Source organism: Roseococcus sp., assembly GCF_965227005.1.
Taxonomy (GTDB): domain Bacteria; phylum Pseudomonadota; class Alphaproteobacteria; order Acetobacterales; family Acetobacteraceae; genus Roseococcus.
In genome coordinates this window covers 48,888-62,391 of the sequence record NZ_CBDDFJ010000024.1, presented here as the reverse complement: position 1 = coordinate 62,391, position 13,504 = coordinate 48,888, and the positions used below count along the sequence as shown (strand labels likewise).

The 13,504-nt window shown below is 69.6% G+C and carries 14 protein-coding genes; 2 read left to right on the top strand and 12 right to left on the bottom strand.

Annotated features, from left to right (window positions below; genetic code table 11):
- Nucleotide 1: 1 nt before the first annotated feature.
- From mnhG to ACO057_RS13610, 12 genes are all read right to left on the bottom strand, one after another.
- Nucleotides 2–382: a monovalent cation/H(+) antiporter subunit G gene (gene mnhG, locus ACO057_RS13665; RefSeq protein ID WP_421992606.1), complete on the bottom strand. Its 381-nt coding sequence runs from the start codon at nucleotides 380–382 to the stop codon at nucleotides 2–4.
- Entirely contained in the window at nucleotides 379–660 is a 282-nt protein-coding gene (locus ACO057_RS13660; RefSeq protein ID WP_421992604.1) for a K+/H+ antiporter subunit F, read from the bottom strand. Before ACO057_RS13660 ends, mnhG begins: the two co-directional genes overlap by 4 nt.
- Nucleotides 657–1,145, bottom strand: a complete 489-nt coding sequence (locus ACO057_RS13655; RefSeq protein WP_421992602.1) for a Na+/H+ antiporter subunit E — start codon at nucleotides 1,143–1,145, stop codon at nucleotides 657–659. Before ACO057_RS13655 ends, ACO057_RS13660 begins: the two co-directional genes overlap by 4 nt.
- 8 nt (nucleotides 1,146–1,153) lie before the next feature.
- Entirely contained in the window at nucleotides 1,154–2,758 is a 1,605-nt protein-coding gene (locus ACO057_RS13650) for a monovalent cation/H+ antiporter subunit D (RefSeq protein ID WP_421992600.1), read from the bottom strand.
- On the bottom strand, nucleotides 2,755–3,096 hold the full coding sequence (locus ACO057_RS13645; protein WP_421992598.1) for a Na+/H+ antiporter subunit C: 342 nt from the start codon (nucleotides 3,094–3,096) through the stop codon (nucleotides 2,755–2,757). Before ACO057_RS13645 ends, ACO057_RS13650 begins: the two co-directional genes overlap by 4 nt.
- A complete protein-coding gene (locus ACO057_RS13640) occupies nucleotides 3,096–5,972 on the bottom strand; it encodes a monovalent cation/H+ antiporter subunit A (protein WP_421992596.1) in 2,877 nt (958 codons plus the stop codon). The genes ACO057_RS13645 and ACO057_RS13640 overlap by 1 nt, the downstream gene beginning before the upstream one ends.
- 93 nt (nucleotides 5,973–6,065) lie before the next feature.
- Entirely contained in the window at nucleotides 6,066–6,527 is a 462-nt protein-coding gene (locus ACO057_RS13635; protein ID WP_421992594.1) for a PTS sugar transporter subunit IIA, read from the bottom strand.
- A 128-nt stretch (nucleotides 6,528–6,655) separates the two neighbouring features.
- Nucleotides 6,656–7,033, bottom strand: a complete 378-nt coding sequence (locus ACO057_RS13630) for a hypothetical protein (RefSeq protein ID WP_421992592.1) — start codon at nucleotides 7,031–7,033, stop codon at nucleotides 6,656–6,658.
- A 51-nt stretch (nucleotides 7,034–7,084) separates the two neighbouring features.
- The gene (locus tag ACO057_RS13625; RefSeq protein ID WP_421992590.1) at nucleotides 7,085–7,420 is read right to left on the bottom strand and encodes a hypothetical protein; all 336 of its coding nucleotides are present in this window, start codon (nucleotides 7,418–7,420) and stop codon (nucleotides 7,085–7,087) included.
- Nucleotides 7,421–7,564: 144 nt separating this feature from the next.
- Complete coding sequence (locus ACO057_RS13620; protein ID WP_421992588.1) at nucleotides 7,565–8,536, bottom strand: Bug family tripartite tricarboxylate transporter substrate binding protein; 972 nt, start codon at nucleotides 8,534–8,536, stop codon at nucleotides 7,565–7,567.
- Between the two features lie 78 nt (nucleotides 8,537–8,614).
- Nucleotides 8,615–10,090 carry a glycoside hydrolase family 5 protein gene (locus ACO057_RS13615; RefSeq protein ID WP_421992586.1) on the bottom strand — a complete coding sequence of 492 codons (1,476 nt, stop codon included), beginning with the start codon at nucleotides 10,088–10,090 and terminating at the stop codon, nucleotides 8,615–8,617.
- Nucleotides 10,091–10,097: 7 nt separating this feature from the next.
- Complete coding sequence (locus ACO057_RS13610; RefSeq protein WP_421992584.1) at nucleotides 10,098–10,772, bottom strand: invasion associated locus B family protein; 675 nt, start codon at nucleotides 10,770–10,772, stop codon at nucleotides 10,098–10,100.
- 281 nt (nucleotides 10,773–11,053) lie between these two features.
- Here ACO057_RS13610 and ACO057_RS13605 point away from each other — a divergent pair, with 281 nt between their 5' ends.
- Both ACO057_RS13605 and ACO057_RS13600 read left to right on the top strand, forming a co-directional pair.
- Complete coding sequence (locus tag ACO057_RS13605) at nucleotides 11,054–12,304, top strand: replication protein RepA (RefSeq protein WP_421992582.1); 1,251 nt, start codon at nucleotides 11,054–11,056, stop codon at nucleotides 12,302–12,304.
- Nucleotides 12,305–12,404: 100 nt separating this feature from the next.
- Nucleotides 12,405–13,502 (top strand): mandelate racemase/muconate lactonizing enzyme family protein, encoded by a 1,098-nt coding sequence (locus tag ACO057_RS13600; protein WP_421992580.1) that lies wholly within the window; start codon nucleotides 12,405–12,407, stop codon nucleotides 13,500–13,502.
- The last annotated feature ends 2 nt before the right edge of the window (nucleotides 13,503–13,504 follow it).

The following is a 13,504-nucleotide window of genomic DNA, read 5'->3' as shown; positions in this document are numbered from 1 at the left end:
ATCAGTCAGCGTCTTCCGCCCCAGCGGCGCCGCGACGCAGGGCCGGTGGCACGGGATCGCGCTGCTCCAGACGATCCCGGTGCAGCGCGGCCCGCGCCACCAGCATCAGCGTGACCGGCGTGGTCACCACCACGAAGACCGCGATCAGCACCTCATGGATGACCAGCCGCGTCTGCAGCACGGAGAAGAAAATGGCCGAGGCGAGCAGGATGCAGCCCATCCCATAGGAGGTGCCGAGCGTCGGCGCATGCAGCCGCTCGTAGAAGCCGCGCAGCCGCAGCAGCCCCAACGATCCGGTCAGCGTCAACCCCGCGCCGATGAGCAGCAGCAGCGCCACGGGCACCGCGGCGTACCAGGGGAGGTCGGCGGCCTGGGCGATCATTCGATCACCTCGCCGCGCATGAGGAACTTCGCCAGCGCGGCCGTGCCGACGAAGCCCAGCAGCGAGATCACCAGCGCAACCTCGAAATAAACCGCCGTGCCCGAACGGATGCCAAAGGTCAGCAGCAGCAGCATGCCGTTGACATAGAGGGTGTCGAGTCCGACCACGCGATCCTGCGCGCGGGGACCGCTCAGCGCGCGCCAGGCGGCGCAGAACATCGCCAGCCCGAGCATGATCTGCGCCAGCAGAAGCGACCAGCTCAGCAGGGTCACGGTCATCCGAAGATCTCCATCAGCGGCGCCTCATAGCGCTCCTTCACGAAGCGCACCCAATCGCCACCCTCGGCCTCGAGGTCGAGCACGTGCAGCAGCAGCCAGCCCTCCTCGCTGTCGTATTCCACCCAGGCCGAGCCGGGCGTGGCGGTCAGGATGCAGGCCAGCACGGCAAGCGCCTGCGGGTCGCGCAGGGCGAGCGGGATGCGCACGAAGCCCGCGCGCCGGTCTCCGTCGCGCTGAAGGATGACGCGCAGCACGGCGAGGTTGGACCGCGCGACATCCAGCAGCACCCAGCCCAGCAGCCGCAGCGCCAGCCCGGGCCGGCGAATGCGCGGCCGCGCATGGTCGAGCAGCGCGAGCGACCAGCCCCCCAGCAGCGCGACCACGAGGCCCACCAGCGCAGGCCCCGGTGCGACCGTGCGGTTGAGCAGCAGCCACAACACGAAGAGCCCGGCCGAGACCAGCGGATGGGGCAGCAGCCGCCTCATCGCGCCCCTCATTGAACCTGGCCCAGCACCTGCCGCACATACTCCTGCGGCGTGTGGAGCGAGACGGCGGCGGCCTGCATGTAGCGCATCACCGGCCCCGCCCCCACGGTCATGCTCAGGCAGACGAACAGCAGCAGCACCACGGGCGCGATCTCGATGGCGCCGACGCGCGGCACCCCCCGGTCGCCGGTGGCCCAGAGGTTGCGGATGCCCGCTCGCGCCATCGACAGCAGGGTCGCGAAGCCCGAGAGGACCAGCACCGTCAGCAGCGCCCAACCGCCGGGCGAGACCAGTGCGGGCCCCTGCCCCAAGCCGTTGGGATTGAGGATGCCGCTCAGCATCGCGAATTTCGCGATGAAGCCCGAGAGCGGCGGCAGCCCCGACAGCAGCAGCGCGCAGCAGAGGAAGCAGACGCCCAGCACCGCCATCGTCGAGGGGATGGGCGCGCCGACGGCCTCGACCGCCTCCTCCTCCTCATCGCCGTCGCCATAGGCTTCCAAAGTCACGGCCAGCATGTCGGCGCCGACCTCGCGGCCGCGCTCCAGCAGCTCGATCAGAAGGAAGAAGGCGCCGGTCGCGAGGGCGGAGCTCGCCAGATAAAGCAGTGCGCCGCCCGTGACGGCCACCTGCCCGGCGCCGATCGCCGCCAGCAGCGTGCCCGAGGAGATATAGACGCCGGCACCCGCCAGCCGCGGCAGATCCTGCGTGGCCAGCACGCTGACCGCGCCGAAGAGAATGGTGGCGACGCCGCCGACCATCAGCCAGGTGCCGCCGAAGCCGGCGGAATCGCCCGTCTCGGGCCCGAAGAGCAGCAGCGCCAGCCGCAGGATGGCATAGACGCCGACCTTGCTCATCATCGAGAAGATCGCCGCCGAGGGTGGGCTCGCGGCCGAATAGGTCGGCATGAGCCAGAAGCCCATCGGCCACATCGCGGCCTTCACCAGGAAGGCGACGCCCAGGATCGCCGCGCCGGCCTCCAGCAGCGGGCGATTGGCGGCGGGCATCTGCGGGATGCGCGCGGCGAGGTCGGCCATGTTGAGCGTGCCGGCCACGCTGTAGATCATGCTCACCCCGATGAGGAAGAGCAGCGAGGCCGCGAGGTTCACCGCGATGTAGTGCAGCCCCGCCTTCACCCGCGCCACGCCCGACCCATGCAGGGCCAAGCCGTAGGAGGCCGCGAGCAGCACCTCGAAGAAGACGAAGAGGTTGAAGAGGTCGCCCGTCAGGAAGGCGCCGTTCAGCCCCATCAGCTGGAATTGCAGCAACGCGTGGAAATGCGCGCCCATCCCCTGCCAGCGCGGGAGCGCATAGAGCAGCGCAGCGAGGCCGAGCAGCGCGCTCAGGATCAGCAGCAGCGCGGACAGCCGGTCCAGCATCAGGACGATGCCGAAGCTTGTCGGCCAGTCGCCCAGGCGATAGACGCCGATGGTCGTGTCCCCGGCATCGGCCCGCAGCGCCAGCGCGACGGCGACCCCCAGCATGGCCAGGATCGAGACGATGCCGATCGCCGCCTTCAGCCGGCTGCGCTTCTCGTCCAGCACGACCATGACCGCGCCCGCGATCAGCGGCAGCGCGATGGGCGCGATCAGGAGTTGCTGCTGCCAGCCGGTCATCGCCGCGGCCTCCCGTCCACATGGTCGCCGCCGGTCAGGCCGCGGGCGGCCATCATCACCACGAGGAAGAGCGCGGTGGTGGCGAAGCCGATGACGATGGCCGTCAGCACCAGCGATTGCGGCAGGGGGTCGGCATAGACGGTGGGGTCGCCCGTGCCGCCGGGCTCCAGGATGGGCGGCGCGCCGATGGGAAAGCGGCCCATGCTGAAGATGAACAGGTTCACCGAATAGGAGAGCAGCGAGAGCCCGATGATGAGCTGGAAGGTTCGCGGGCGCATGAGCAGCCACACGCCCGATCCCCCCAGGATGCCGATGGCCAGTGCGAGGATGAGCTCCATCAGTCTTCTCCCACCGGGATCGGCGTCGCGGGCGGCGGGGCCGGTGCGGCGCGCTGGCTGCGCACCGACTGATGCGCGAGCACGATGAGGATCAGCACCGTCGCGCCGAAGACCAGCGCGAAGACGCCGAGATCGAAGAGAACGGCGCTCGCCATCGGCAGCTTTCCGAGGATCCCCAGATCCGCATAGGCGAAATAGGTGGTCAGGAAGGGCCGCCCGAAGAAGAGCGCCACCGTGCCCGTCCCCGCCGCCAGCAGCAGGCCATAGCCCATCCAGCGCAGCGGCAGCACGCGCAGGTGGTCCTCCACCCAGCGCGTCCCGCCGGCCATGTATTGCAGCAGGATGCCGATCGACAGCATGAGCCCGGCCGCGAAGCCGCCGCCCGGCTGGTCGTGCCCGCGCAGCAGCAGATAGATCGACACCGCCAGGATCACCGGGAAGAGCAGGCGCATGGTCACGGCCGGCACCAGCAACCAGTCGCGCGCGTCGCCCTGCTGCTGGTCCGGTACGCCCACGCTCTCGGGCGCGGGGCGGAAGCGGCGCAGCAGCGCGTAGACCGTGAGGCCCACGATGCCGAGCACGGTGATCTCACCCAGCGTGTCGAAGCCGCGGAAATCCACCAGGATCACGTTCACCACATTGGTCCCGCCGCCCTCGGTATAGGCGCGCTCCAGGAAGTGGCGGGAGATGCCCTCGGGCGAGGCGCGGGTCATCGTCGCATAGGAGATGGCGGTCAGCCCCGCCCCCGAGGCGACCGCGATGATCAGGTCGCGCCCGCGCCGCAGCCGGGCCAGCAGGTCGCCCGCGCTGGCATTCTCCGAGCGCCGGGGCAGCCAGCGCAGGCCCAGCAGCAGCAGCACGGTCGCCACCACCTCCACCAGGAGCTGGGTGAGCGCGAGGTCGGGCGCGGAGAACCAGACGAAGGTCAGGCAGATGATGAGGCCCGTGCCGCCCAGGAGAATCAGCGCGGCCAGCCGGTGGTGCTTGGCCTGGTAGGCGGCGGCGATGGCGCAGGCCACGCCCACCGTCCACATCATCGCGACCACGGGATCGACCGGCGTGAGGCGGACCGGCCCGGCGGTGAGGCCGTGCGGCAGCAGGGCCAGCGTCGCCGCGAGGAAGGCGATGCAGATCATCAGGCGCAGCTGCATCTGCAGCCCGTCGGTCGCCATCAGGCGCTCGAGCACGCGCGACATGCGCCAGGAGATGAAGACCATCACCTGGTCGAAGACGCGCCGTCCGTCGAGGCCGCGCAGCAAAGGCGTGCCGTCGATGCCGGCATTGAGATGCCGGTAGAGCATCCGGTAGAGCGCCACGCCGCCGGCCAGGGCCACGAGGCTCATGATCAGCGGCAGGTTGAAGCCGTGCCAGACGGCCAGGCTGTATTCGGGCGTCGCGTCGCCAAGGATCGAGCGGACCGCGATATCGAGCAGCGGGCCGATGGTCGCGGCCGGCAGGATGCCGACCACCATGCAGGTGAAGACCAGGATCTCGACGGGCACGCGCATGAATTGCGGCGGCTCGTGCGGCTTCTTGGGCAGGTCGTTCGTCGGCGGGCCGAAGAAGGCGCCATGGATGAAGCGCAGCGAATAGGTGACGGCGAGGATGCTCGCGATGGTCGCCGCGATGGGGAGGATGCTGTGCAGCCAGGTCGGCGTGGTCGCGGCCGTCAAGGCCTCGGTGAAGAACATCTCCTTGGAGATGAAGCCGTTGAGCAGCGGCACGCCGGCCATGGCCGCCGCGGCGACCAGAGCAAGCCGCGCGGTGAAGGGCATGGATTCATTGAGACCGGACAGTCTTCGGATGTCGCGCGTGCCCGTCTCGTGGTCGATGATGCCCGCCGCCATGAAGAGCGAGGCCTTGAAGGTCGCGTGGTTCATCGTGTGGAACACGGCCGCGACCATGGCGAGGTCGCTGTTGAGGCCGAGCAGCAGGGTGATCAGCCCCAGATGGCTGATCGTCGAATAGGCCAGCAGCGCCTTCAGGTCATGCTGGAAGATGGCGACATAGGCCCCCAGCAGCAGCGTGATGAGCCCGACCGGACAGAGAATCCAGAACCAGGCGTCCGTCCCGGCCATGACGGGCCAGAGCCGCGCCATCAGGAAGATGCCGGCCTTCACCAGCGTCGCCGAATGCAGATAGGCCGAGACGGGGGTCGGCGCCGCCATGGCGTGCGGCAGCCAGAAGTGGAAGGGGAACTGCGCGCTCTTGGTCATCGCGCCCAGCAGGATCAGCACCAAAGCGGGCAGATAGAGCGGATGCTCGCGGATCGCATTGCCCGAGTTCAGCACGACGTCGAGATCGTAGCTGCCCACGATATGGCCCAGCACCAGCATGCCGGCGAAGAGCGCGAGTCCGCCGCCGGCCGTGACGGTCAGCGCCATGCGCGCGCCGTCGCGCGCGGCGGCGTTGTTCTGCCAATAGCCGATGAGCAGGAAGGAGAAGAGGCTCGTCAGCTCCCAGAAGAAGACGAGCTGGATCAGGTTGCCCGAGAGCACGAGGCCCATCATCGAGCCCATGAAGGCCAGCAGATAGGCGAAGAAGCGCGGCACCGGATCGTCCGGCGACATGTAGTAGCGGGCGTAGAGGACGATGAGGAAGCCGATGCCCGAGACCATCATGGCGAAGGCGGCGGCCAGACCATCCATCCGCAGGACGATCGAAAGCCCCAGCTCCGGCACCCAGGGGATCTCGATGCGCGGGATGCGTCCGGCCGCGGTCGACGAATAGCAGAGGATCACCATCACCAGCGTCAGCAGGGCCACGGCCCCGCCAAGCCAGGCCTCGAGCCTCGCCTTCTGCGGCAGCATGGAAGCGATCAGGGCGCCGAGGAACGGAAGGAGGACCGCAGCCGAGAGGTAGAAGACATCTGGCATCGGGGTGGTGAGCTCTCCGTCGGGTGATGGCGCGGCGGGCCTGCGGTCCGGTACTGGCTTCCCGCGCGAAGGGCTGGTCCAGGCCTGCGGGGATTAAATCGGGGGGCGGTCCGCGGCCACCAGCGTCTGCAGCGCCTCCTCCGCCGATCGGGCCTGGCGCAGCTGACGGGGCAGCTGGTTGTCGCGCAGGACGCGGCAGATGTTGGACAAGGCGGGCAGGAAGCCCTCGGAGGCGGCCTCGGGCCAGAGGACGAGGAAGACGAGATCCACCGGCTCGCCGTCGCGCGCATCCATGTCGATCCCGCGCTCAAGGCGGGCGAGGACGGCGAAGGGCTTGTCCAGCCAGTCCACGCGCGCATGGGGCAACGCCACGCCGCGGCCGAGCGCCGTCGGGCCCAGGCGCTCGCGCGCCAGGATGGCGTCGAGAATCCGGTCCTGGGGCTGGTCGATCCGGGCCGAGGCCTCGGTTGCCAGCATCTCCAGCAATTCCTTCTTGCTCGAAGGCGCGAGGGTCAGGATCCCCTCGGGGGTGGCGAACAGGTCTGCAATGGCCATCTGGGTCTCCGTGGCTGACGCTCTCCCCCATAGAGATAGCAACCGTCTTACGACTAACGGTTTTGTCATTCTATGGGATGTAGCACGAAGGCCCGGATGTCCCAAGCGGGGGCCTGTCAGGCGATTGCCTAGGAGGCCGGCGGCGGTGCGACGGGTATGGCGGCCGTGTAGGACTCGATTCGCAGCGTCTCGTTGCGCAGGATCGCCACGCGGCGCGTCGTGCCGAAGCGGGTGGAGCCGTCCGGCGCGCGACCCACTGCATATTGCCAGGCCGTGACCTGCCCCTCCGCGACGAGCTTGCGCGCGATGCGCTCCACATCGGGGCCGGCGCCCATCGCCTCCAGCTCGGCCGCGGTGAAGCCGATCGTCACCTCATCCCGCGGCCCGACGACGCGGAACAGGCGGACACCCTGGTCCTGGGCCTGAACCTGGACGGAATGCAGCAGGGCAGCGCCCACCAGGGCCGACAGCACGGCGCGGCGGGGCGGAAAAGCTGGGCTGGGCATGGCGTGTCTCCTGGTTCGCTTGCGCGGGCGGCCCGCGCGGCCGCTCCGGGATCACCAGCCGCGGTAATAGCCGCGCCCGTAATAACCCCGGCCGTAATAGCCCCCGCCGTAATAGCGCGGTCCGCTATTGGCGATGGCGGCGCCGGCTGCCACGCCCACGATGCCCGCGGCCACGGCCGTGCCGACATTGGCGGCCTGCTGGTTCTGGGCGCGCTCGGCCGAGGCGGCGGGCTGGAGGTAGGCGGCCTGCTGGCAGGCCTGCTGATAGCCCTGCTGGCAGGCGATGTTCGCCTGCATGGCCTGCTGCTCGACCGGGCCGGGGGCGACGGTGCAGGCAGCGAGGCTCGCGGCGGCAAGGACGGACAGGGCGCGGAACGAACGGTGCATGGCGATCTCCTCTCGAAGGTGAAGCCCGTCGATACGACCGGCCCATTCGATGAGCCCAGTTCTATCTATTTCCTGTCATATTCCCATGTCGCCGGAGGGCAGGACATGTCGCATGTGTCGCGCCATGTCCCGGCGCGCGGCCCCTCAATCCGGCGTCACGCCCGCGGCCCGCACGATCGGGGCCCATTTCGCCGTCTCGTCGCGCAGGAACTGCGCCAGCTCCTGCGGCGAGGAAGGCCCGGCCTCCAGCTTGCGTTCCGCGAGCATCGCGACCAGCTCCGGCGTGGTCAGGGTCGCGCGGACGGCCTCGGCGAGCTTCGCCACGATCGGCGCCGGCAGGTTGCGCGGCCCCAGCAGGGCGTTCCAATCCACCATCTCGAAGCCCGGCAGGCCGTTCTCGGCGACGGTGGGCACCCCCGGCAGAAGGGCGCTGCGCGCGGCGGTCGGCACGGCGAGCAGCCGCAACCGGCCGGCCTCGGCCTGGGGCGCGGCGTTCACCGCGGTGGTGAAGGCATAGTCCACCTTGCCCGAGACCAGGTCGGCCTGCAGGGCGCCGCCGCCGCGATAGGGGACGTGAATGGTGCGGATGCCTGCCAGCGTGTTCAGCTGCTCATTGGCGAGATGCCCTGCCCCGCCCACGCCGGAGGTGGCGCAGGTCAGCGTGTCCGGCCGGGCCTTGGCGGCCGCGATCAGCTCGGCCACGCTCCGCCACGGGCGATCGGCCGGCACCGCCAGCACGTTCAGCACCACGCCGATGCGCGAGATGGGCGTGAGGTCGCGCAGCGGATCGAAGGACAGGTCGCGATAGAGGGTGGGGTTGATCGCCAGGGGGCCGATCGTGCCCATCAGCAGCGTATAGCCATCGGGCGCGGCGCGCGTGACCTGTTCGGTGGCGATATTGCCGCCCGCGCCGGGCCGGTTCTCCACCACGATGGGCTGGCCGAGGAGGGATTGCAGCCGCGCCGACATCGCCCGGGCCATGATGTCCGTGGAGCCGCTGGGCGAGAAGCCGATGACCAGGCGGATCGGGCGGTTCGGGTAGTCCTGCTGGGCGCGGGCGGCCACGGGGGCAAAGAGAAGGGATGCGGCTGGCAGCAGCGAACGGCGATCAATCATGGTGCGTATCCTTATATGGACGGCATCATCGCCAGCCGTGCGAGGCTGATCAAGCCGGGGAGGCAACCATTTCCGCCCTCAGCCCCGCAGCATGGGCGCGATCTTCGCCATGCGGCGGGGCTCGGCGCCGGTATAGCCGTCGAAGTCGTCGCCCAGCATGAGGCCGGTGGTCCGGGTCCCGTCGGCATTGAGGCACCAGTAGGAATGGCTTGCCCCCAGCCGGTTCACATATTCGGCGAAGGTCGCGAGCCAGGCGTCGTCCCGTGCGGCCTTCACGGCGTCCATGCCCGGAAGGTCGGCGAAGAACCTGCCCGACCATTCGCCGATCCAGACCGGGGCGAGATCCTCCTCCAGCATCCAGCCCCAGAGCTGGCGCCAGCGGATGACCATGGCGACCTCGGGCGGGGTGGCGCCGATGGTCCCGTTATAGAGGTTCAGCTCGCCCACGCTGGGCGCGTATTCATGCGGGGAGTAGCCGTGCTGGCCGGTGATGACCGCGCCGGCGGAATTGCGGACCACCACGGGCGCGGTGCGCGCGCCTTCCAGGTTCGAGCCGTAGAAGTAGCCGATATGGGCCCGGTTCGGCAGCTCGGGGAAGGGCCTGGGATCGTAGGCGCGCAGCGCGCCGTCCACATGAGCGCTGCCGTGGATGCCCTGGAACCACAGGAAGATCCTGGGATTCACGTCCATGACGGCCGTGGCGCAGCGTTCGTAGAAGGCGCGGATATTGGTGCGCGGATGCGCCTCGCCGGGATCCCAGGTGCAGTTGAAGGGCTCGTTCAAGATGTCGAAGCACGACACCACCGGCCGGTATTTGTAGCGCCGCGCGAGGAAGACCCAGGCCTCGATCATCTGCCGCTCGTTGCGCGGCTCGCCGATCGCGCCCGTGTCGCGGCCGGGCGCGGATGGCGTGGGGGTGGTGTACCATCGGCCGCCGGTCCCCGCCTCGTTGTCCGGGTGGCGGGCGAGGACGTGCATGTCCAGGATCACCCGCAGGCCGATCGCCTCGCAATGGTCGATGAGGAGATCCAGCATCTCGAGCCCGCCGATCACCGGCTGCGGCGCGTCGAAGGGCGGATCCTGCCGGTAGCTGCCCCAGCCCGACTTGTCGGGCCAGCTGGGCGGGTGGGTGCTCGTATCCGCGCCGCGGAACATGTCGGGATTCACGAAGGGTGAATGATGGAAGTTGCCGCCATTCGCCCGGTCGTTGCGCGTGATATGCTGGCTGATCGGCAGGCGGATGGAATTGAAGCCGAGGCGGCGGAGCTCCTCGAGAATCCCCTCCTGCCCGCGCGCCGTGCCACCCGCCGCGTATTCATCATCCTGCAACACCGGGCGCGTGCGGTAGGAGCGCCGGGTCGTGCCGCGCAGGTAATAATCCTGCTCGAGGCTGTACCAGGCCACCGAGCGCAGGATCACCCGATCCCCGTTCTCGTCAAAAAGCCGGCTGCCCACGGCGCGCAGCCAGGTCAGCTCCGGCGGCGGAGCGACGCCCGAGGCGCCGATGATCTCGCGGACGAGGCCGGCGAGCGCCGCACGGCCGGACTCCTCCATCGCGCGGCTAGCTGCGTTCGAGCGCGGCCAGCGCCTGTTCCAGGCCGCGCGGCGAGAAGGGGATCGTGGCCTCGCGCCCGCTCGCATCCAGGAAGAGCAGGCGGCCATTCTCCGGGAGTGCGGTGAGCTGATTCAGCAGCGCTTCCGGCGCCGCGTTGTCGGCAACGCAACCGCCGGGCGCGCAGCGCCGCCAGGCCAGCTCGACCAGCGAGGCCGTACCCGTGGGCCCCAGGATTCGCAGCGGCGTGTCGACCGTCGCATTGGGCACCACCACGAAGGTCATGCGCAGCGGGGCGCCGGCGGCGGGGCGGCCGATGGCGAGCTGGGCGACGGTCCGCCCCTCGGACATCACCGACTGGCTGATCTCGCAGGCCGGCGGGCGGCCCTCGGGCCGCTGGCAGCGCAGGGTCCAGTCGGCGAAGCTGGCCGTGGTGCTCTGCGGCTCGGCGGGGGTCGCGGCGGCGGGCGCAGAGGGTGCCGTGGCCGGGGCGGGAGCCGGCCGGTTCGCCGGGCGCGGCTGGGCGAGGACGGGGCCGGGCATCAGCAGCGCGGCGAGCAGGGCGCCCCCGGCCAGGGTCGAAGCGATAGGGAATCGAAACATCGGCAGGGCTGTCCCGTGACGGACCGGCATGTTGCCGAAGAGGAAATCCGGCGTCATGGCGGCGATTGGAGTGCGCGGCATGCAAGAACGACATTGATGCCAATCTGTCCGGAATTGAAGACCTTCGCGGCAGGCACGTCACGGCACGCGGCAAATCGAGCGCTTGAAGCCCGCCCGCCCTTCCCTCCACCTTGTTTCACGGGTACTCCGCGCGAGCAGCTCCGTCATCCGTGACGCGACCGCGCAAGTCCGGACCGTCGTCCGTCCTCGGCACAACCTGAATATCGGTAGTCAATCGCTTGAATCAGGCCACCCCCTTCCCCTCGTCCGATCCTGACTCAGCCCTGCCAGGCGCGGGGGCGTTGTGGATCCACCCCGTGCTCTGCGAGCTGGGCCTGCCCATCCGGGCGGCGCGCGGGCAGTGGCAGCGCGAGATCGAGCTGGCCACGCTGCGCATCGATGCGAGCTCGGCCGAGCAGGCCCTGCCGCATGGCCGCATCCTTCGCCTCTGCCTGCTCCATGTCTGTGACGCCGCGCGGCGGACCAATAGCGTGTCGGTCGATCTCGGCGAGAGCGCGGCCGAGCTGGCGGCGAAGATGGGCATCGCCGGCAAGGAAGCCGAGCTGATCGACCAGATGCACCGCATCCTCACGGCCAAGATCTCGGTCTCCTGGATGGGCGGCGCGGAGCTCCCGGTCTTCGACGCGCGCAGCCGGCCGCGCGGCGAGCTGGCCGAATGGCGCCCGAACCTGCGCCTGGGCGCCAAGTTCCTCTCCAGCCTCGTCAGCCAGGCCGTGCCGCTCGATCCGCGCATCCTCCAGGAGCTGGGCGATTCGCCGCTCGCCCTCGATGCCTATGCCTGGATCCGACACTCCCTTTCCGGCGAGGGCGCCGATCCCACGCCGACCATGTCCTGGGCCGATCTGTCGAAGCGCTTCGGCGCGCCGACGCAGACGGTGCCGGCTTTCCGAGGCGTCTTCGAGACGGCGCTGCGCGCGGTCTTCGACGCCGACCAGTCCATCGAGATCGCCGTGGATGACGAGGGCGTCAGCGTCCGCCATGCCCTCGCGGAAGAGGCCCCGGCCGAACCGGCCGCACCCGTTGTGGCCGCGCCCGTCGTTACCGCGCCCCCCGTGGCCGCGCCTGTCGCGCCCGCGCCCGTCATCGCAGCTCCCGTCGTGGCGGCACCGGCCGCGCCAGCCGCGCCCGCGGCTCCGGCTCCTCGCGAGCAGCCCCGGCCCACGCCGCCCCCCGCCACCGCCCCGCGCCAGGAGCGCGAGACCGACCTCATCACCGAGGACCGCATCTGCCTACCGCGCGAGGCCACCGGCCTGTCGCAATGCATCTGGCTCCGGCGCGGCCATGGCTCCGACCAGGTGCAGATCGGCGTCACGCCCGGCATGCGCTTCGATCCCGACAAGCTGACCGTGCTCGCCGTGGAACCGATGGTCCTGCAGGTCAGCGGCGGACTCTATCAGGGCGACTTCGACCGGGTGTCGTCCTGGATCACGGCCAATCGCGACCTGATCGACGATTTCTGGGATGACGAGATCACCTCCCATGCCGAGATCCGCGATCGCGTCCGCAAGGCGCCCGCGCCCGGCTGGCGATAACAACCTCTGCGATAACACCCCCTGGCGCTGACGCCTGAGACTTGTCCGCCTTCCCGGACGCGCGCAGGCTCGCGCGAAACGTCCGGGAGAGTTTCGACACATGGCCGATCTGACCATTCGCGAGGTCCGTACCACCCTGCTGCGGATGCCCTGGGCCGATGATCCCTGGCTCGCCGGCCATGCCCTCGGCGAGATGCGCGACCTCGTGGTGGTCGAGATCGTCACGGCCAGCGGGCTGACCGGCATGGGCTATCTGCACCTGCTGAACCTGCCGCTTCAGCGCACCATCGGCGCCTGCATCGCCGAGGCGATGACCCCCCGCCTCATCGGCAAGGACGCGACCGCCGTCGAGGCCATCTGGCGCGACCTCTGGCGCACCACGCTCACCGGTGGGCGCGGCGGCGTGGCCATGATGGCGCAATCGGCGATCGACATCGCGCTGTGGGACGTGGTCGGCAAGGCCGCCGGCCTGCCGCTGCACCGGCTCTGGGGCCATTATCGCTCGAAGATTCCCATCTATGGCAGCGGCTGCTTCCGCGGCTCCTACGGCGATGGGATGATCGCCAAGGCGAAGCATTTCGTCGCCGAGGGCTACAAGGCCATCAAGATGCAGGTGGCCCATGTCGGAGACCTTCGCACCGACGCTGACAACGTGCGCCGCATGCGCGAGGCGGTCGGCCCAGACATCGACATCATGATCGACGTAAACATGGGATGGAGCGCGGATGTCGCGATCCAGATGGGCCGAAAGTTCGAGGAATACGACATCTACTGGCTCGAAGAGCCGGTGCTGCCGGATGACTACGCCGGCTATCTGCGCTGCGCGGAGATGCTCGACATGCGCGTCGTCGGCGGGGAGTCGCATTTCGGCCGCGCGGATCTGAAGCCCTTCCTGGAAGACCCCCGCCTGCCCATCCTGCAGCCCGACCCGATGCGCGGCGGTTTCACGGAGCTCCGCAAGATCGCGACCGTCGCGGAAACCTGGGGCATGACGATGGCCCCGCATCTCTTCCCGGAGCTCAACGTCCATCTGCTCGCGAGCATCCCCAACGGGATCTGGGCCGAGCAGATGGGCCTGCTCGACGATGTGTGGGTCACCCGCCCGCAGATCGCGGATGGCTTCATCACCGCCCCCGAGACGCCGGGCCACGGGCTGGCCTTCAGGCCCGAGGTGCTGAAGGACTTCGTGTTGCGGTAGCC